The organism is Shigella sp. FC1567 (assembly GCF_001743015.1).
GTDB classification, from domain to species: Bacteria; Pseudomonadota; Gammaproteobacteria; order Enterobacterales; family Enterobacteriaceae; genus Escherichia; species Escherichia coli.
This window is the reverse complement of record NZ_MIIV01000511.1, coordinates 1-20,352: the sequence shown is the minus strand read 5'-3', so window position 1 is coordinate 20,352 and position 20,352 is coordinate 1. Positions and strand designations below refer to the sequence as shown.

The following is a 20,352-nucleotide window of genomic DNA, read 5'->3' as shown; positions in this document are numbered from 1 at the left end:
TTTCTGGTGCGTACCGGGCTGAGAGGCGGTGTAAGTGAACTGTAGTTGCCATGTTTTACGGCAATGAGAGCAGAGATAGCGCTGATGTCCGGCAGTGCTTTTGCCGTTACGCACCACGCCTTCAGTAGCGGAGCAGGAAGGACATCTGATGGAAATGGAAGCCACGCAAGCACCTTAAAATCACCATCATACACTAAATCAGTAAGTTGGCAGCATTACCAAACCTAAATTATCCGCCTCACTTTTGACGGGGATTTCAACAGATAAATCACAACTTATCGCAAGCGATGAGTGATGACTGCGGATAAAAGAGATCAAATAATTACCCATTTTTTTCAAACTAGGCAGTGTCGCCAGGATTTCCGCCGTCTCACCACTGTTTGAAATAAGAATAACAACATCGTCTTTCGCCACCATCCCAAGGTCGCCGTGTACCGCTTCCGTACCGTGAACAAAAAACGAGGGAGTTCCGGTGCTGGCAAATGTTGCAGCAAGTTTTCTGGCAATAATGCCAGATTTCCCAACACCAATAAAAACAACTTTTCCCTGGCAAGATTGTAATATTTTAATTAAATTCGCGACTTCCGAAAGGGGGGAATCAATAACCTCTTCTACTGCTTTATGTTCGTTACGCATAAAACGTTTAATAAGATGGATAAGATCCGTATTGTTCATTTTCTTTTTCCTGATTAATATTTTTAATTACACTCGCAAGGCGCGCAAGCCCCATATATAATTTTTCTCGACTGCAGGCCAGATTAAGACGCAGATAGCCCTCTCCTTCAGTACCATAAACATGCCCCGCCATAATACCTACTCTCCCTTCGTTAATTAATCGACGGTAAAATTTATCAAAGGGATAACCAAGGGCCGAGCAATCAACCCACGAAAAATAGCAGCCCTCAGCTGGCCATACGATCAATTCCGGAATATTTTCATTTAAATACTGCAAGGTAAATTGAATGTTAGAGGCAATATGTACCTTTAATGACTTTAACCATTCTTCACATTCATTATAGGCAACAATGGTCGCAATTACATTCAGTACTGATGGGGAGTTTACGAAATCGCGATACCTCGATATCGTTCTGAACTTATGATTAAAATTATCGTCAGTTGAAATCATATATGATCCGGTTAGCGCAGGAACATTAAATGTTTTCGAAATCGAATTAAACACCACCACTTTGTCATCTTTTATTGTTAGCGCTGACGTGAAACTATGATTAAAAACAAAATCACTATGTATTTCATCTGAACATAACCAAATATTATGCCTTGCACAGCATGCTGCGATTCTGTGAAGATCGTCTTCCGACCAGACCGTTCCTGTCGGGTTATGAGGATTACATAATAACACCATCTTCGCGCTTTTAATTTTAAGCTCAAAGTCTTGCCAGTTGATAACGTAGCCTCTCCCATTTTCTTTCATCAAAGAGGTTGTTAGCATGTTTCGACCATTATGCTTAATCACATCAAAAAATGCGTTATAAACAGGCGTGAAAATGAGAATATTATCTCCATTCAATGTCAATATTTCTATTGCCTTAGATATTGAATACATCACGCTTGGGCTATAGGTGATCCATTCTGGTTGAATCTCTGTTTTATATTGTTGATGATACCAATTGACTATCGAATTCAGATAGTCATCATGCTGCCAACGACTGTACCCTAAAATCGGGTGTTCCAGACGTTTTTTTAATGTTCTGATGATAGCTTCCGGTATCGGAAGATCCATATCTGAAATAGAGAATGGTAATACATCTTTTACACCAAATCTGTCTTCACAAAAGTCCCATTGTGTGCAATATGTTCCTTTACGAGAAATTGAGGTATTAAAAATATCCATCAACATATCCCCATGTAATTATCCATATCCCGACGTAGGGCGATGACTTTTGTACCGATAATGACTTGTAAGGTATTTTGATCAAGTTTCACAACCGCAATTCCTCCGGCCCTTTTTATTGCAGCCTCATTTATCAATCCCATATCCGCGATAGTTAAACGCAAACGAGTTACACAATTATCCAGTGATTTAATATTTTCTTTACCACCCAGAGCCTTAACCATTTGCTCCGCTGCCTGCAACTCTGATTTATCATGAACTGGGATGTTAGCTATTGCAGTTTCTTCGTGAGCGTTCAGCGTGACAGGACTGGACTCTTCACGGCCTACAGTCATCAGGTTAAATTTGAGAATGGTCCAACGGAACACAAAGTAATAAATGAAGAAATAAGCCACTTCAACACATACCGCTAATGGCCATCCCGTTCTTGTGCCACGTAAGACACCAAAGCTAATAAATTGAATCAGATCGCCAGTAAAGCCCATCTTCACGCCCATATATGGCAGAACCATGTTAGCCAATCCATTCATAAAGGCATGGAAGACAAACAACAGCGGGCTGACAAATAAGAACAGAAATTCAATCGGCTCGCTGACGCCGCCAATAATTACCGTGAGCACACCGGAAATCAGCAATGCTTTGATAGCCCTTCTGTTTTGAGCATGAGCAGTGCGATACATCGCCAGCGCGGCTCCAGCCAGACCATACTGAATCATCAGTTTGCCCTGCTCCATTTTCCCCGCCAAATCCAGCGGAATGACCGCATTCTCTTTGACGTATGCCATAAACATGTTCAGGGTGCCGTAATACTCTTCACCGCCAATCACTGCCGATCCGCCGATTGGGGTAAAGCGGAAAACTGATGTCACCAAGTGATTTAAGCCAAAAGGTATCGTCACGCGTTCGGCAACAGCATAGAAGAAATAACCAACAGGACCGGAAGTTGAAATCCAGTGACCAATGAGCATGAAAAGATTGAAAAATGGCGGCCAGATAAAAGGAATGATCAGACCAAATCCACTCATCACAATCAGTGTAATGATAGGCACAAGGCGTGGGCCACTATAAAACCCTAATTATTCAGGAATACGTAAGTTAACGATCTTTTTATACATGCTGGCGACTAATAACCCTGCCACAATCCCACCCAACACGCTGGTATTGTAGGACTGGATCCCGAGTATGATGGTTTGCCCATGTGTCGACATTTGGTCAGCAGCTACCAATAAGTCGTGCTGTTTAAGATAAAAGTTCGTTCCAAGATGCATCGCCATAAAGCCAATTAAGCCAGAAAAAGCGCCATAGGCTTTATCATCTTTCTCTTTTAATAATCCCAAAGGTATAGCTATCGCAAACAATACAGGTAAATTAACGAAGGCAAACAAACCAAGGCTAACAATAAAATCAAGTATGGTTTTAATTAACGGAATAGCCAACACTGGAATGAATTTTGCCATATCATCGCTGGCTAAACCACTTCCCAGCCCTAACATCATACCACATACACTTAACAGAGCGATGGGATACATAAATGCCTTCCCCAGGCTCTGAAAAAAACTCCAGGATTTCTTTTGTTTCATACTGGTTATCTCATGAAAATGTTATGTATAATTAGTCCATTAATACTTTGATGCGAATAGAAAGATATAGTTTCTCTTCCAGAATCAAATCATATTTAAAAGTTGCGTACAGATATCTTTCAATTTCATGAATGGCACGTTGTAACTGAAAATCTTTTTCAAGAAACTGCTCATAGATATCACCAATATTTTTCTGTTTTATTTTTTCATTACATAACACACGACTAGAAAAATATTTAAGGTGCATCATAAATCTGGAGTAGTTAAATGAACTTCTGTCCACCCTTCTGTTATAAACAACTTCAATAAGCTCCGTGATTTTTTGAGACAGCTCAATAATCCTTACTGATTCATAATCAACTGAATTTTCATAATTATTTAAAATATGCAATGCTATAAAACCAATCTCATCATCCGGTAGTTGAACGCTAAATTGCTCATTAATGATTGTTAATGCATCACGACTTATTGCATACTCTGCTTTGTACAACGCTTTGATTTCCTCAAGGAAAACATTATTAATTTGTATGCCTGAGACGACTCGGGATATTGCATTCGAAATGTGATCAGCAAGAATCAGTAGTAGCGATGGATTGAGTTTTTTTTCGAGATTACTCTCCGCATAATGCACTATCTTTTCGGCAACAAAAATATACTCAATACCCACATGCTCAATCAATTTGTAGAGTTTATTTTTTTGCTCATTTCTGACATAAAAATCCGGTTTGCAGGATGCTCAGGGACCGACATACCATATTTTTATTGTAACCAACGCCAGGCCCAGAAATGATAACCTCCTGTCCGTTCACCGATGCCTGTACACAATTATTGTTCATGACTTTTTCGATGATCATTCCATGGCTCCCCAAAAAAAAGGCAAGGCATGTCAGAAGTAATAATTACTTCAAACATTGCCTTGCTGATTTAACAGTTGCAAGATAATTAACTAATGCGTATACCTTACACGGAATTGTGCTTAATAAAAGAGATGACAGACTTATTTTTTAAGCCGATATTCAAATATTCGACAGCAGTCACAAAACCATCGTTCAACATTTATGTAAATAATATTTATTCAATGAAACATAAATTCATTGAATAAATTAAAAACATCATCCCCTTCTCGCCAGCGTCGCCCCATCGGCAAAATACGCTTTAATCCCCGCAAGAATAGACTCCGCAACTTCCTGCTGGAAAGTCGCCGTTTTCAGTTTACGCTCTTCCTCAACGTTACTAATAAACGCCGTTTCGACCAGAATGGAGGGAATATCTGGTGCCTTTAGTACGGCAAACCCGGCCTGTTCAACTTGATTTTTATGCAGCTTGTTGATTTTACCGAGCTTATTCAGTACCGCTTTACCAAACTTCAGGCTGTCGGCAATGGTCAGCGACTGCACCATATCGAACATGGTGTGGTCGACATAGCGGTCACCGCTTTTGCTCACGCCACCAATCAAGTCCGAGGCGTTCTGGGTTTGTGCCAGATATTTTGCCGCAGTACTGGTTGCACCTTTGGTTGAGAGCGCAAACACAGAGGAACCGCTCGGCTGACGACTGGTAAAGGCGTCGGCATGGATAGAGACAAACAGGTCAGCACGCTGTTTCTGGGCTTTTGCTACGCGCACTTGCAACGGAATGAAGATGTCTTCATTGCGCGTCATGTACACCTTCATATTGCCCTCTTTCTCGATCAGAGAGCGCAGACGGCGAGCTATTTGCAATACCACGTCTTTTTCGCGCGTTTTGTATTTCCCCACCGCACCGGAGTCTTCGCCGCCGTGGCCAGGGTCAAGCATAATAACAATAGGACGATCGCGCCCTGCTTTACCCGGTTGTGGACCACTTTGTGCTGGCGGCACCTGCTTTTCGAGGTCGCCTTTGTTGTAATCCTCCAGCAGCGCCAGCAGCGGGTCCTGCATATCCTGTGCATTGGCCGGATAGAGGTCCATCACCAGACGCTCTTTAAACCCGGCGACCGGCGCAAGGGCAAACAGCTGCGGTTTTACGTTTTGCTTTAATTCAAAAACCATCCGTACGGTCTGCGGGTCAAATTGCCCGACGCGCGCCGACTTGATGAACGGGTCGTCTGCACGAATTTGTGCCGCCATCCCCTTGAGTACCGAGTTCAGGTTTACATCTTCGATATCCACCACCACGCGTTCAGGGTTACTCAACGCGAACTGCTTATATTTCAGCTGACGATTTGATTCTACCGTCACACGGGTGTAGCTGGACGCAGGCCAGACGCGCACCGCCACGACCTGGCTGACCGCAGCCAGACTGACCTGACTTACGCTCAATAGCCACATGGCACCCGCGCCTTGCAGTAAACGACGACGGCTGATTGCAGTGTTGGATCCTGACATGCCTCTCCCGAGCAAAAGAAATCTAAGCTGTGTAACAAGTAAACGACTAATTTGACCGGAAACTTTAGCGAAAGACGCATAATCTGTCATCTAATAAACGGTAAACATTCTTTTTATATTCACGGCATTACTGATAAAAAAGTCGCTCTCGCATAAAATTTACACTTGCACCCTGCGAAAAAACAGAATAAAAATACACTAATTTAGAATAATCATGCAAAGGGGTGTGCCGTGGTAAAGGAACGTAAAACCGAGCTGGTCGAGGGATTCCGCCATTCGGTTCCCTATATCAATACCCACCGGGGAAAAACGTTTGTCATCATGCTCGGCGGTGAAGCCATTGAGCATGAGAATTTCTCCAGTATCGTTAATGATATCGGGTTGTTGCACAGCCTCGGCATCCGTCTGGTGGTGGTCTATGGCGCACGTCCGCAGATCGACGCAAATCTGGCCGCGCATCACCACGAACCGCTGTATCACAAGAATATACGTGTGACCGACGCCAAAACACTGGAACTGGTGAAGCAGGCTGCGGGAACATTGCAACTGGACATCACTGCTCGCCTGTCGATGAGTCTCAATAACACGCCGCTACAGGGCGCGCATATCAACGTCGTCAGTGGCAATTTTATTATTGCCCAGCCGCTGGGCGTCGATGACGGCGTGGATTACTGCCATAGCGGGCGTATCCGGCGGATTGATGAAGACGCGATCCATCGTCAACTGGACAGCGGTGCAATAGTGCTAATGGGGCCGGTCGCTGTTTCAGTCACTGGCGAGAGCTTTAATCTGACCTCGGAAGAGATTGCCACTCAACTGGCCATCAAACTGAAAGCTGAGAAGATGATTGGTTTTTGCTCTTCACAGGGCGTCACTAATGACGACGGTGATATTGTCTCAGAACTTTTCCCTAACGAAGCGCAAGCGCGGGTAGAAGCCCAGGAAGAGAAAGGCGATTACAACTCCGGTACGGTGCGCTTTTTGCGTGGCGCAGTGAAAGCCTGCCGCAGCGGCGTGCGTCGCTGTCATTTAATCAGTTATCAGGAAGATGGCGCGCTGTTGCAAGAGTTGTTCTCACGCGACGGTATCGGTACGCAGATTGTGATGGAAAGCGCCGAGCAGATTCGTCGCGCAACAATCAACGATATTGGCGGTATTCTGGAGTTGATTCGCCCGCTGGAGCAGCAAGGTATTCTGGTGCGCCGTTCTCGCGAGCAGCTGGAGATGGAAATCGACAAATTCACCATTATTCAGCGCGATAACACGACTATTGCCTGCGCCGCGCTCTATCCGTTCCCGGAAGAGAAGATTGGGGAAATGGCCTGTGTGGCAGTTCACCCGGATTACCGCAGTTCATCACGGGGCGAGGTTCTGCTGGAACGCATTGCCGCTCAGGCGAAGCAGAGCGGCTTAAGCAAATTGTTTGTGCTGACCACGCGCAGTATTCACTGGTTCCAGGAACGTGGATTTACCCCGGTGGATATTGATTTACTGCCCGAGAGCAAAAAGCAGTTGTACAACTACCAGCGTAAATCCAAAGTGTTGATGGCGGATTTAGGGTAAGCGATGAAAATTGTCGGATGCGACATGCGTAACACTCGTGCATCGCATCCGGCAATTACGTTTATTCCCGCGAACTAAACAACGCCGCCAGACCACTGCGCCGCTCAGTACGAGTGGCGATTGCCGCACTTAATATACGCTCATCGGCATACAGCGACAGACGGCGACGCGCGCGGGTCACCGCGGTGTATACCAGCTCTCGCGTTACTACCGGCGTGCGTTGGCTCGGTAAAATCAACGCCGCATGGTCGAACTCCGATCCCTGCGATTTATGTACCGTCATCGCCCACGTAGTTTCGTGCTCTGGCAAGCGACTCGGTTGCACAGACTTAATATTGCCGTCCGGCATCGCAAACCAGACGCGCGTCCCCTGCCCGCGATCCAGCGCAATACCGATATCGCCATTAAACAACCCAAGCGCGCTGTCATTACGGGCAATCATCACCGGTCGACCTTCGTACCAACGAGAGTGCGGATGACGATGAATTTTGCGCTTCTGTTGCATAAACTGCTCAATTCGCTCATTCAGTCCAGCCACGCCAAACGGCCCTTCCCGCAGGGCGCACAAAAGTTGGTACTCATTGAACGCCTGAATGATTAAATCCGGCTCGGCACGCGCTTGCAGCAGATCCAGATAACGTCCATAACCCGCAAGAGCTTCCTCAAGCATCGCAATATAATCTTCGCCGCTCTGTAAAAGTCGTTTTTCGATATCAGTAAAATCCTGCTGAAAAACGGTTTTCACTGCCGTTTTATCACCACGGTTGATCGCCGCAGCTAACTGACCAATGCCAGAATCGCTGCCGAAACGATAGCTTTTTTGCAGCAGGCAGAGACTGTCGCGCAAAGATGCCGCTTCTGTGCCGGTTCCTGCCGGAACGTGAGTCCCCGTCAGGCGGCTTAGCTGCCTGGCACGCTCGGCGGTAAAGCCCGCGTTGGCATAAGCGCAGATATCGCCCAGCACAGCCCCAGCCTCAACCGAGGCCAGTTGATCACGATCGCCGAGAAAGATCACTCGCGCATGATCGGGCAAGGCGTCGATCAGTCTCGACATCATAGGCAGATCGATCATTGACGCTTCATCTACCACCAGCACATCAAGATGCAGCGGGTTACCGGCATGATGACGTAAACGCTGGCTACCCGGCTGCGCGCCCAGCAATCGGTGCAAAGTGCTGGCATCTTCCGGAATGCGTTTCTTTTGTTCATCGGTCAGCGGTAACTGTCGCAAAGCCTTGCCGAGAGATTCGGTTAAGCGCGCGGCAGCTTTACCCGTTGGTGCAGCCAGACGGATACGGCAGCGTTCGCCGTCGGCCATTTGAATTAACGCTGCCAGCAACTTCGCCACGGTGGTCGTTTTACCGGTGCCTGGGCCGCCGGAAATCACCGAGATCCGCCGCGTCAGCGCCACTGCCGCTGCAACTTTTTGCCAGTTAATTTCATCGCTTACTGGAAAAAGTTTGTCCAGGGTTTGCGCCAGTAGAGCTTCATCAACCTCAATGGCATGATTCACCTCATTGAAGAAGCGCGCTACCGTCCGCTCGTTACACCACATGCGATTCAAATAAAGACGATCGCCACAGAGGATCATCGGCGTGGGTTCATCTCCCCTGCTGACCGCTTGAGAAGCCAGCAAGCATTCTTCCCAATTTTGTAGCTCACCGATTTCACTGACACAGGTCGCCAACAGCGGATGCGACGCCTCGTTATTTTCCAGTCGTGAAAGCGGCAAACAGACGTGTCCCTCTCCGGCATCATGACTTAACAGTGCCGCCGCGAGGGTGACGGCAGGATGTTCATCTCCCGCCACGGTCAGGGCAAATTGCACATCCAGCGGGCGTAGCTGTTTGTGCTCCACAGCTTCCAGTAATTGCTTTTGCAATTTCATTACGCCTCCTCCAGGGTCATACCGGCAAACATCTCATCCATCAGGGCAATCAACCCGGCGTTGGGTCGGGTTGTGTAAATCCCTTGTTGCGGATGTTCTTTATCAACGCCACGCAGGAACAGATAGATAACGCCGCCAAAGTGACGATCATAGTCGTAATCAGCAATGCGATGGCGCAGATAACGATGCAGCGCCAGGGTATAAAGCTGATATTGCAGATCATAGCGGTGTGCCTGCATCGCTGCTGCCATAGCCTGTTGGGTGTAAGCCGAACTGTCTTCACCCAGCCAGTTGGATTTATAGTCGAGCAGGTAATAACGCCCTTCGTGGCGGAATACTAGGTCGATAAAGCCTTTTAACATGCCGCGTACCTGCATGAACTCCAGCGGCGGGCAGCCAGCGGATAGCGGATCAAACTGGCGAATTAGTGCATCAAGCTGGCTGGCGATGAGCGGTTCGCTAATCGGCAGGTAAAACTCCATCTCCACCTGTTTATCGCGGTCGGAAAGCTGACTCAGGCTAACCCCCTTTTCATTGAGAGGTGCCTGGAGGACAGCCGTGATCCACTCGGTCAACACCGGTTCCCACTGCGATTCAAAGCCGCCGAGTTCCAGTTTTTCCTGTACCCAGTTCGGGTCAACCGGCTGGGTAAAATCGAGGTCTTCAAACAAACTGTGCAAGAATGTCCCCGGTGACGCACCGCGCGGGAACTGATGCGGTGTTAACGTCGGTTCTTCAACGACGCTGACCACGCCTGCGGCATCAACATCCAGCCGTGGCATCAGATCCTGAGCGATACCGTGACCACGCTGCTGCAAGCCGGAGTAGCTGGTGACACGCCAGTTATCGCCGGGCAATCGTTGTAGTGTCCTCGCATTCAGTTCTGCAGTTAAAGCATCATTAACCTGCCAGGGCTGGTTATCACCAGTTTGTGCCGTTTGCCAGGCAATATCATCATCGCATAACGCTTCAATACAGGTGCGAAGCCCTGCCGCATCTTGCGGTTCCCCTTTTTGCAGCAAACGCCCGAGCGCACTTTGGTGGACGTCGGTGTCACCTTTTTTATCGCCACGACGGCGCACCAGCGGTGCAACGCCGAGACTGCAATGCCAAACCGAACGCGTCAGCGCCACGTAAAGCAAACGCAGATCTTCCGCCAGACGTTCGACCTCCGCGAGGTCGACGCTTTTTGGCGCAGCATTAAGATCCAAAACTGCCTCAAACGAGTGGCGATCGTGATAAAACGCCTGATCCTGGACGCGGAAATTGGTAATAAATGGCAACCAGACCAGCGGATATTCCAGCCCTTTCGATTTATGGATCGTGACAATCTGCACCAGATGTTTATCACTTTCGAGGCGCATTTGTTGGCTGGAGGCATTACTGTCTGGCTCGAGGATATGTTGCGATAACCAGCGTACCAGCGCATGTTCACTTTCCAGCTGCGTTCCGGCTTCTTGTAGCAGTTCGCTGATATGCAAGATATCGGTAAGACGCCGCTCACCGCCTGCCGTTGCCAGCAAGTTTTCTGCAATGTTACGCGCCGACATCAGCGCCCGCAGCATCGGCATAACGCCACGTTTGCGCCAGATTTGCCGATAACCATCGAACTCTTCAACTACCGCATCCCACGCATGTTCGTCATTATTCAGCGTTTCGATATCCAGCGCGTTCAGCCCCATCATTGACGTTGCCAGCGCACTACGCAGGGTGTTCTCACGTTCGGGCGTCATCACCGCCTGCAATAACCAAAGCATTTCCTGCGCTTCCAGAGTTTCAAAAACACTGTCGCGGTTCGAAAGGTAAACGGAAGGGATTTCCAGCAACGTTAAGGCATCGCGCACCTGGGCGGCCTCCTGGCGGCTGCGCACCAGCACACTGATGTCCGAAGCACGCACCGGACGCGCGTCGTCGCCGTTCATCAGCAACGCTTCGCCCCGCTGTCCGGCTTGTAGCCAGTCGCGGATTTGCGCAGCACATACCTGCGCCATGGTACTTTGATAGTCGCCAACGCCGCAGCTTTCGCCTTCCATCAGCCACATTTTCATCGCAGGCTGCGTTTCACCTTTAAATACAAAACGTAACGCCTGATTTTTCCCGGCTGATTTCACTGGAATAAACGGTATTTCGCGAAACATGAACGCGTCATCAGTCTGGCTGAAAAGCTTGTTCACACTGTTCACCATTCCAGGTGCGGAGCGCCAGTTGGTGTCTAAAGTGTAGTGGGCGTGAACTTCACTACGCGCCTTCATATAAGTGAAGATATCCGCACCCCGGAATGCATATATGGCCTGCTTCGGGTCGCCAATCAGCAACAATGCGGTTTCCGGCTGATGGTGCCAGATACGGCGAAAAATTCGGTACTGCTGGGGGTCGGTATCCTGAAATTCATCGATCATTGCCACCGGGAATCGCGTACGGATCGCCGCTGCCAACACCTCACCGCTTTCGCTACGCAGCGCGGAATCGAGCCGACTTAACATGTCATCAAAACCCAATTCGCCACGGCGGCGTTTTTCACGCGCTACTGTTTCGCGGATCTCAGCCAATGCGCGGGTGATCACCAGATCGCGGATCGACAATGGTTCTGCAAGCAGTTGATCGATCGCCTCAAACAGTGGATGTCGCGGGGTTTCCCCCCCAGCTTTCGTGCGATCTTCTAAGAAACGCTGGGAGAATTTTTCCAGCGACTCCGGCAACTGATAACTGTTGGTCTCTTCTTCTGCCCAGGCGCTGATCTTGTCGATCCATTTAGCCTGATTGCTACGGTTAAACTTGCGTCGATCAATACCAGAAGATTCGATCAGCGCATCCAGTTCACCCACTGCGTCGCGCCACTGCTGTTTTACCGTAGCAATACGCGCCACAATTTGCGCGTGGCGGGAAGCCAGCGTTTCATCATCGGGCGGCGGTGCTTTGATAACCGGCGCTTCGCCTTGCAGATAACGATTAATATCGCGCAGCAACGCCTGCGGCCCTTTCCAGGTTTCAAAGACGACCTGGGCTATTTCACGCGGCAGCGGGTAGCAGTGGCGACGCCAGAAATCGGCGCAGGCCTGGTAACGTAGCAGAGACTCATCTTCAATCAGCTGCTGCTCAAACAGCATGCCGGATTCAAAGGCATTCAGGTTGAGCATGCGCTGGCAAAAACCGTGAATAGTAAAGACTGCCGCTTCATCCATCTGCCGTTCGGCTAACAACAACCACTGCGCGGCTTGCGCTTTATCGTCGATCTCTTCCAGCAGACGTTCGTACAGTGGATTGTCGGTAGTTTCACGCAGACAGGCGATGCGCAACTCATGGATATTGCTACGGATACGACCACGCAATTCTGCCGTGGCAGCCTCGGTAAAGGTGACCACCAGCAGTTCTTCAACGGTCAGCGGGCGGGGAAAGGCGGCGGAACCGCCTAGTCCAAGTAACAGGCGCAAATAGAGCGCCGCAATCGTAAAGGTTTTGCCTGTGCCGGCAGAGGCTTCAATCAGGCGCTCACCCTGTAAGGGCAAGCGCAAAGGATCTAGTGTCTCGGCGACATCACTCATTCTTTTCACTCATCAGGGGCATTGTTTGCTGCAACGCGCTGACGTTCTCCCACACTTTCCAGCCTTCAGGGTGTACATATTCGGCTTTCCCGTTCTGGCTGCCGGAAATCTGCGACAGAATAGCCATGCCTTGCGGCTCGACCACCGCCTGATGGAAGAAATCAGCAAGTTTTTGCGGCGTCAGCAGTTTTATCTGGGCCACGATTTTATCACGCGAATCGAAGCGCATATTGCCGCGATCGAAATCTTTACTTAACTTCGATGCTTCTTCGCCGAGCGTTTGCGGTGCCTGCAGCATCTGGGTAATTACCGCCTGCTGGATTTGCGCAAACTCATCTGGCTTCATCGCTCGCAATTTTGCCTCTGTGGTTGGGAAAAACGCCTTGTAACGCTCCCACAAGAATGAAGGCTGTTTATCATTGCTTTGCAAAAGGAAGCCCATGCCCCACTGACGCCCCACGCTCATTGGAAACGCAAACACGGCATAGCCCAATTGTTCTTCGGTACGCAACTGATTGTAGAACCACGGCTGTACGATCTGCCCCAACAGAGAGCTATAGGCTGAGCTGGTGTATTCATCGTAGCCAGTCGGTACAAATACCGCTGCCAGTGCGGAGTCGGTGCTGTTACCGGCTTTTTCAAAGATGACGGATTGTTTTTTATCGACCACTACATCTTTGTTTCGACACCACTCTGAACCATCAGCGCCCAACTGTTTTTGCACATCGCGTGCCTGCGTTGTTGCCTGGGCCTCGGTCATGTTGCCGATAACCATAAACTCTGGTCGAGCCCCTGATTTTAAGGCGTCGCGATAGGCCAGCACCTCTTTCAACGTAATGGAGGGCAAAATTTTACGCCGTTCATCTCGCGAGAAGTACGGCACTTGCGAGAGCATCTGCGCGGGCATAATCGCCTGCTCAAACGCTTTACCCTTTTCTGCGGAATCCATCATCTGGTTATACCAAGACTTCGCCTGCTCAAGCTGATCTTCCGTAGCGGTATAGCTAAAGTACCCCTCGAGCAATGCCTGGAACAGCTGCGGCAGACGCTGGGTGTAACCATTAGCATTAACCATAAGGCCGTTGTTAGCGTTGGTGGAAAAACTTATGCCACCAACCGACGCCTGGTTGCTTAACTGATCAAGCGCCAGCCCTGCGAGATAATCATTGAGCGCAAACATCACCTGATTGCGGGCGCTGTCCATGGCTTTCGGATTACGCAAAATCAGGCTGACATCAGCTTTGGGTTCGCTGGAAAAATAACGGCTTGGCGCATACACCACGCGCAGATTCGACTCATCAACAATCAGCTCTGGATGGTCATATTTCTTCTCTGACTTAATCAGCGAGAAATCGTCAGGAATATAGGGGTTAAGCTCCGGTAAGGAGAGCGCAATATTGGCAGCTTTTTGCTGCCAGTCAGCGAAAGTTTGTTCGCTGATTTTATCGACCTGATACGGCGCATCGACAAAATAAGCCGTTTTATTGTGCGGCTCTTTCGGGCTGATATACCAGATACGCGCATTCTGCGGCGTCATCATCGCCAGACGTTCTTTTACTGCTTTAGCATCGTACCGATCGGCAATATTGACTGCATCCAGCGTATGCTCAACCGGAACGCGAATCATGGTATCTGCCAGCCATTCGACGTAATCCATATCACGGGTGATCGACGGATAACGGAAGTCGATATCCAGCACATTCGCCAGTTCATCGAAGTATTGTTTATCAATGCCTTTTTCACGTAACAGATTGAGATAGCTAAAAATTGCCGCCACAACCTGATCGCGATTAGCCAGGCCTTTATCGGTTAAAGACGCAGAGATCGCTAATACGCCGCTGTTGCCGTTGACGATAGGATCGGAGTTGGCGCTAATGCCCTCAACTAATCCCTGCTTTTGCAGCCAGTCGGAAAGTGTACCTGGGCTGCGATTACCAATCAGATAGGTAATCAATTCATCCGTTTTACTACGGAACTTCGCTGAGTTGTTATCGATGCGAAACTCAACGCGCAGAACTTTACGCGGCAGTGCCGGGACGTAATGAATGATAATGCCCTTTTGCGCGTCGGTGACTACCGGCACGGTGATTTCCGGTTTTTTGCTCTCTTTGTTCGGCACGCGACCAAAGGTGTCCGCCGCCATTTTTGCCAACTCCGGCAGCGGTTTATTGCTGTAAATAACCGCCTTCATCAGATTGGCGGAATAGTACTTCTCGTGGAAATCTTTCAGCGCCTGCTGCACCGGATTACCAGGTTTATCGCTTAAAGTTTCGAGGTTACCACCAGAAAACTTTGAACCGGGGTGTGCCGGGTTAATGGTTTCTGCGCTGACCTGTGCCATGCGCATCCCGTCACGCGTACGCGCCATGGTTAATTCAGCGTTCACCGCATTACGCTCACGTTCGGCATATTTCTTGTCGAGCAAAGGTTCAGCAATAGCATCGGCCAGGCGGTCTACCGCACCAGGCAAGGCGTCGTTCTCAACTTCCAGATAGAAAGCCGTGCGATACGGCGCAGTGCTGGCATTGTGACTACCGCCGTGCATTTTGAGATATTCGGCCAGACTGTCAGCCTGCGGGTACTTTTTCGACCCCATCAGACTCATATGTTCAAGGTAATGTGCCAGCCCCTGGTACGCCTCGGGATCTTCCAGCGACCCAACGGGCACCACCAGCGCCGAGAGCGATTTAACTGCCTGCGGATCAGAAACCAGCAAGACCACCATACCGTTATCCAGACGTATAGCCTGATACTGGCGGTTATCTTTATCACTTTTACGGATGGTTTCCTGAATCGGCTGCCATCCCGTTTCTGCCTGACTTAAGGGTGCCCAAAGGGCAACTAACAACAATAATGCTTTGAACCAAGTGCTGCGGGGCATTCACGGACCTCATAATCAACTTAATTTTCTGTCCAGATTCAACACGTTAACGCAAATCATCTGCCAGAATTTAATCTTGTGCTGCACGAGTCAGCCTATGTTTATATAACCATCAGTCCGTGACTGGTGCGCATCATAAAGTAAGCGGATAGATTGCGCAATTTTTATACAGCACTCATGACTGATTAAAGCGAAACAGCGGTAACAGGAAACGTTGCGACTGTTCAACGATGGCCTCCATTGTCTCTGGTGTTAATTGCCGCCAGAGCCTTTGATACCAGATATTATCACCTTCGCCACGCACCATCATGTTGCCTTCGTAAGCCTGAAGGAATTTCGTACGGGCTTTTTGCAACGTGGAATCGTCATCCAGCATGGCATCGTTTTGCGCGTCATAACAGGTTTTTAGCCACGCGCCGCCACTTTCAGGTAACACCAGCAATGGCGCGGACATCCCTTCACGATACCCCTCAATCAGTTGTGAGAGGTAATGCAAAGCCTGTTCGGCTGCAAGCGGCGGAAAACGCCACTCGCCGTCTTTGCGTAGAAAAAGGCGACTTTCACCATTACCACCGCTGGCACAGTAGACAAGGTGTTCCAGCCAAAGTTGCATTCCCTGCGCCACACTTAATAAAGAGGGACGCCAGCGCAACAGGCCATCCGGCTGCACCTGCGGCAACCAGCCAGTTATCTGCACACCGTTGCAGGCGAGATCAATTTCCATACTCTGCCCCGGCTGGCGACAGGCAATGACTCTGTCGGCAAGCTGCTGCATCTCCTGGCACTGAGTTTCCCAGAAAATTTCACCAAAAGCGCCATACGGTAAATCCCCTGCCGCCCGGAAGCGACGGAACAAGCGTTCGGCATCATCCTGCTCAACCAGTGCATTCAATAACTGCTGATTGATTTGATAACGGCTAAGCCCTTCCAGAATAAATGGCTCGGTGTCGGGGATTTCGCTGTCTTCGGTACGGAAGTTCACCTGCAAACGCATCTGGAAAAATGCCCGCACCGGATGTGCCCAGAATCGTTGTAGCGTTTCCAGCGGCACGGTTTCCGGTAAGGTAAACGGCAGCGGCTGAACAAATTCAGAATGTGCTTTACCAGCCTGGCTGGCCGCAGGTAGCCATTCACGAGCATAGCTTTGTCGTTCGCCTGGCTGGTAGTTTTGTGGATCAAACGGCATCCGGGTATGGAGGCAGGTAAGATGCGCTTTTACCCTTGCCTCGCTTTCATCACAGTTGAGCGCTTCATCGCCCGGTAGATAATGACTTTGCCCGATGTAGTCGATCAGTTCCTGCACCAGTACCGACGGGAAACGTTCACTGTTATCCTGAATGGAAAGCCCGATATAACTGATATAGAGTTTTTGCTGCGCGGAAATTAACGCTTCCAGGAACAGGTAGCGGTCGTCATCGCGACGGCTACGGTCGCCACGCTTCGGTTTCTGGCTCATCAGGTCAAAGCCCAATGGCGCAAGCTGACGTGGATAAACGCCGTCGTTCATTCCCAGCAGGCAAACCACTTTGAACGGAATTGAACGCATTGGCATCAGAGTACAAATGTTAACCGGTCCGGCGAGAAAACGCTGGCTGATACGTTCTTGATCCAGACGCTGTGCCAGTTCATCACGCAATAGTGACAGCGGCACCGCGTCGCCATACTGCGCACCTAAACCTTCGGCGATAATCGCCTGCCATTGTTGTTCGATCAGCGTCATCGCCGCTTCGGTTTCCGCATCCGGCAGGAAGAAGGCGTTGAGCATATCGCGACAAACCGGCAACCACTCTTCTAGCGGACGCTCCTGTGCCAGCCCGCGACGCCAGATGTTTAGCTGCATTAGCAGTGAAGCCAGATGCCCCACCAGTTCTGCAATTAAGCCGCTCGACTCATCATAAGGTAGAACCGATTGCCACTCGCCCTGCGCGCTCTCCATCGCGTAGCCCAGCAACATACGCGTCAGGCCAAATCGCCAGGTGTGTTGTCCGGTGGCGGGGAGTTCCAGCTCGCGAACGTTGTCGTCATCTATCCCCCAACGAATGCCGGATTCGTTGACCCACAGGCGTAAATAACGCAGCCCTTCTTCGGTGATGTCAAACCGCGCCGCCAGCACCGGCACATCCAGTAATGCCAGCACGTCTTCCGACACAAAGCGGCTGTCTGGCAACGATAACAGGCTGATAAACGCTTCCAGTACCGGATGCGACTGCCGCGCCCGACGGTCGGAAATGGCGTAAGGCAGGTAACGATCCGCAGGTGCGCTACCAAACACAGCCTGAATAAACGGACTGTAGCTGTCGATATCAGCCACCATCACGATGATGTCGCGCGGAGTAAGTGTCGGGTCTTCTTCCAGCATCGCCAGCAGGCGATCGTGCAAAACTTCAACTTCACGCTGCGGGCTATGGCAAACGTGGAAGGTGATACTGCTATCCAGTGGATCAAGCGGGCGTTTGTTATCGCTACGGGAAAACTCTTCGATGTTCACACCAGCAACGGCACGGTTTTCCAGTTCCAGAATGTCAGACTGAATGTTATGCAGCAGGTTATCTGGCGTGACATCGACAAAGGCGTCCAGCTCCTGGCTGCTCTCCAGGTCAGAAAGGAGATAAATGTAGTCGCGCCCAAGCTTCCCCCATGAGGCCAGCAGCGGGTTGCCGACATCCTGTTCACCATCGCTGTTAAAGAGCTGTCCGGCATTTTCGCTATCGCGAAATAGCGGCAATTCGCGATCTTCAAAACTGTGTCGACGCTGACGAGTCAGCAGTTTCGCCAGATAAGCAGGATCTTTAATATCGCCCCAGTAATAACGGCAGGGGTTGGTAAACAGGAGATGGATTTCAATATGTTTACCCAGCGCCTGGAGCGCCTGGAGATAAACAGGCGGTAACGCGGAAATACCGCATATAAAGACGCGCGAAGGTAACCCCGGCGGGCAGGTCGTCGCGGACTCCAGCGTTTCGATAAAGCGCTGATAGAGATTCGCGCGGTGCCAGCGCGGTTGTCCGAGTTCATGGGTATATTCCACCAGCGCCTTCCACAACGGCGCTTGCCAGGCCTGTGCTTCTCCCAGCCCTTCAACCAAATGTCCTGTTTCCCATTGTGCCAGCCACTCCGGGCGATAGACCAGATACTGGTCAAACAGGTCCGCCGCTTTTGAGGAAAGCTGGAACAGTTTTCGCTTGTCGCTATCGTCAGTCAGATAATGCCGCAACAGGGTAAAGTCTTCGTGCTCCAACAGTTGCGGCAGCAGAGTCATCAGTTTCCAGCTCATGCTCTGTTTGTTAAAGGCGCTCTCTTTGGGGATCTCCGGTAACACCCGGACGAACATATCCCAGATAAAGCTCGCAGGCAGCGGAAAATCAATGTTTGCCGCAATACCAAACTTTTGCGACAGGGTCATTTGCAGCCACTGTGCCATACCGGTACTTTGCACCAGAATCATCTCTGGTTCGAAAGGATCGTCCAGCCGTTCGCGTTCGACAATAAACTCCATCAACGCTTCCAGCACGTCCAGACGATTGGAATGGTAGACCCTTAACATAGCGGCTCCTGACTACTGACGATTCGGGCAATGCAGGCGGGTCATCTCGCCTTCTCTGCCCCCGGGTGAAACTAGCGTAACGCTGATGCTGACACATCCCGCCTGCGATGTCTGCAATCGGTTGACCTGCCAGTTAGCTGGTGGCGAAATCGCGCGCAGTTGCGTTTGCTGCCAGCCATGCCGCCAGAGCTGTTGGTACTGGTTTCTGCTGGCAAGACTGTTCATTAATGTTCGCTGGAAACCCGATAACGCAGTGACAATCATCACCATCAACACCATCGCCAACATTACCTCCGGCAGGCTAAAGCCTTGTTGATTCTTCAGGGAAGCTGACATAACGCCCTCTCTTTCAGCGGACAAAAATCGCTCCAGCCGCTTGGCGAAAAAACAATGTTTCCATCAATGACTTCGCCTGTTCGCCACAACGAAACGCCTTCATAACCGGCAATCAATAAGGCTTCATTATCTGCCAGTAAACGCAAACAAACCTGGGCATCGGTTTCAGCGTACTGCGAGCACTGAACTGCTGGCTGCGTCTGCCAGGAGTGCATTTTTCCCCACGCCAGCGCCGACTGAACGATGGCCTGGCGGCGCAATGACTGACTTTCCATGCTCACGCGAGAGGCAAAACTGCGATCCTGTTGGCTCATTCCTTGTAATAGCAAACTACCCAAAACCAGCAGCATCAGGACCAGAGCCAGTGACGAAACACCCTTTTCGCGGTTCACAGGTTGAATCCTGTCACGCTATAGCTGGCATTCACCACGGTTTGCGGTTCAGACTTACTGGCAGCACGCATATTAACCGTCAACACCGGCGAGAAGCCGCTGACATCCTGACGTACGACCTGAAAAGTGTCGATAATGATGGCATCCGGATTAGTGACTTTATCCCAGCCCTTACCTTCACAGGATGTCGCACCGCGTAGCGTTTCCAGCACATGCTCCTTCAGACGAAATCCAATCTGGTCGGACTCTTTTACCGGTTCGCGATCCCAGATACCGTTACTGTTCGCATCCCACTGCACAATGATACAGGTAAGCGTAAACTGACCGCCGTATGTAGCCATTAAGCCTGTATTGGTAACGTAGGTGCCCACCTTTTCAACTAGTGGACACCTGTTATGGAACAGAAAG

The 20,352-nt window shown here is 50.0% G+C and carries 11 protein-coding genes and 3 pseudogenes; 1 reads left to right on the top strand and 13 read right to left on the bottom strand.

The genetic code is table 11. The annotated features are described in order from the left end of the window. The 6 genes and pseudogenes from BHE85_RS22540 to amiC form a co-directional block, all read right to left on the bottom strand. Positions 1-165: IS1 family transposase (locus tag BHE85_RS22540; RefSeq protein ID WP_047664789.1), on the bottom strand; the 165-nt coding region annotated here is incomplete at its 3' end. A 54-nt stretch (positions 166-219) separates the two neighbouring features. Continuing rightward, positions 220-675 (bottom strand): annotated as a pseudogene (locus BHE85_RS22535) (SIS domain-containing protein); the annotation flags it as partial. Continuing rightward, a complete protein-coding gene (locus tag BHE85_RS22530; RefSeq protein ID WP_000350898.1) occupies positions 644-1,852 on the bottom strand; it encodes a MalY/PatB family protein in 1,209 nt (402 codons plus the stop codon). The pseudogene BHE85_RS22535 and the gene BHE85_RS22530, both read right to left, overlap by 32 nt. Then, a pseudogene (locus tag BHE85_RS22525) lies at positions 1,852-3,432 on the bottom strand (PTS transporter subunit EIIC). Before BHE85_RS22525 ends, BHE85_RS22530 begins: the two are co-directional and overlap by 1 nt. A gap of 31 nt (positions 3,433-3,463) precedes the next feature. Continuing rightward, a pseudogene (locus BHE85_RS22520) lies at positions 3,464-4,286 on the bottom strand (PRD domain-containing protein). A 258-nt stretch (positions 4,287-4,544) separates the two neighbouring features. Next, positions 4,545-5,798, bottom strand: a complete 1,254-nt coding sequence (amiC, locus tag BHE85_RS22510; protein ID WP_000016907.1) for an N-acetylmuramoyl-L-alanine amidase AmiC — start codon at positions 5,796-5,798, stop codon at positions 4,545-4,547. 231 nt (positions 5,799-6,029) lie between these two features. On the opposite strand from amiC, the gene argA reads away from it, so the two are divergent. Beyond that, positions 6,030-7,361 (top strand): amino-acid N-acetyltransferase, encoded by a 1,332-nt coding sequence (gene argA, locus BHE85_RS22505; protein ID WP_000237947.1) that lies wholly within the window; start codon positions 6,030-6,032, stop codon positions 7,359-7,361. A 61-nt stretch (positions 7,362-7,422) separates the two neighbouring features. Here the strand turns inward: argA and recD are convergent, their stop codons facing one another. The 7 genes from recD to BHE85_RS22470 all read right to left on the bottom strand — a co-directional run. Continuing rightward, positions 7,423-9,249, bottom strand: coding sequence for an exodeoxyribonuclease V subunit alpha (recD, locus tag BHE85_RS22500; protein WP_000775955.1), 1,827 nt, complete (start codon positions 9,247-9,249; stop codon positions 7,423-7,425). Continuing rightward, the gene (gene recB / locus BHE85_RS22495) at positions 9,249-12,791 is read right to left on the bottom strand and encodes an exodeoxyribonuclease V subunit beta (RefSeq protein ID WP_004986201.1); all 3,543 of its coding nucleotides are present in this window, start codon (positions 12,789-12,791) and stop codon (positions 9,249-9,251) included. Before recB ends, recD begins: the two co-directional genes overlap by 1 nt. After that, positions 12,784-15,672 carry a pitrilysin gene (gene ptrA / locus BHE85_RS22490; protein ID WP_001138215.1) on the bottom strand — a complete coding sequence of 963 codons (2,889 nt, stop codon included), beginning with the start codon at positions 15,670-15,672 and terminating at the stop codon, positions 12,784-12,786. The genes recB and ptrA overlap by 8 nt, the downstream gene beginning before the upstream one ends. 175 nt (positions 15,673-15,847) lie before the next feature. Next, positions 15,848-19,216, bottom strand: coding sequence for an exodeoxyribonuclease V subunit gamma (gene recC, locus BHE85_RS22485; RefSeq protein WP_000946882.1), 3,369 nt, complete (start codon positions 19,214-19,216; stop codon positions 15,848-15,850). A 12-nt stretch (positions 19,217-19,228) separates the two neighbouring features. Beyond that, positions 19,229-19,552, bottom strand: a complete 324-nt coding sequence (locus tag BHE85_RS22480; protein ID WP_001276457.1) for a prepilin-type N-terminal cleavage/methylation domain-containing protein — start codon at positions 19,550-19,552, stop codon at positions 19,229-19,231. Continuing rightward, a complete protein-coding gene (locus BHE85_RS22475; RefSeq protein WP_001078383.1) occupies positions 19,537-19,944 on the bottom strand; it encodes a DUF2509 family protein in 408 nt (135 codons plus the stop codon). The genes BHE85_RS22480 and BHE85_RS22475 overlap by 16 nt, the downstream gene beginning before the upstream one ends. After that, the coding region (locus BHE85_RS22470; protein WP_242412336.1) for a prepilin peptidase-dependent protein at positions 19,941-20,352 on the bottom strand (412 nt) is incomplete at its 5' end. The genes BHE85_RS22475 and BHE85_RS22470, both read right to left, overlap by 4 nt.

Bases quoted from the DNA above. Each gene is read 5' to 3' on its own strand.
- BHE85_RS22530 (WP_000350898.1), bottom strand. From the start codon at position 1,852: ATGGATATTTTTAATACCTCAATTTCTCGTAAAGGAACATATTGCACA.
- amiC (WP_000016907.1), bottom strand. From the start codon at position 5,798: ATGTCAGGATCCAACACTGCAATCAGCCGTCGTCGTTTACTGCAAGGC.
- recD (WP_000775955.1), bottom strand. From the start codon at position 9,249: ATGAAATTGCAAAAGCAATTACTGGAAGCTGTGGAGCACAAACAGCTA.
- recB (WP_004986201.1), bottom strand. From the start codon at position 12,791: ATGAGTGATGTCGCCGAGACACTAGATCCTTTGCGCTTGCCCTTACAG.
- ptrA (WP_001138215.1), bottom strand. From the start codon at position 15,672: ATGCCCCGCAGCACTTGGTTCAAAGCATTATTGTTGTTAGTTGCCCTT.
- recC (WP_000946882.1), bottom strand. From the start codon at position 19,216: ATGTTAAGGGTCTACCATTCCAATCGTCTGGACGTGCTGGAAGCGTTG.
- BHE85_RS22480 (WP_001276457.1), bottom strand. From the start codon at position 19,552: ATGTCAGCTTCCCTGAAGAATCAACAAGGCTTTAGCCTGCCGGAGGTA.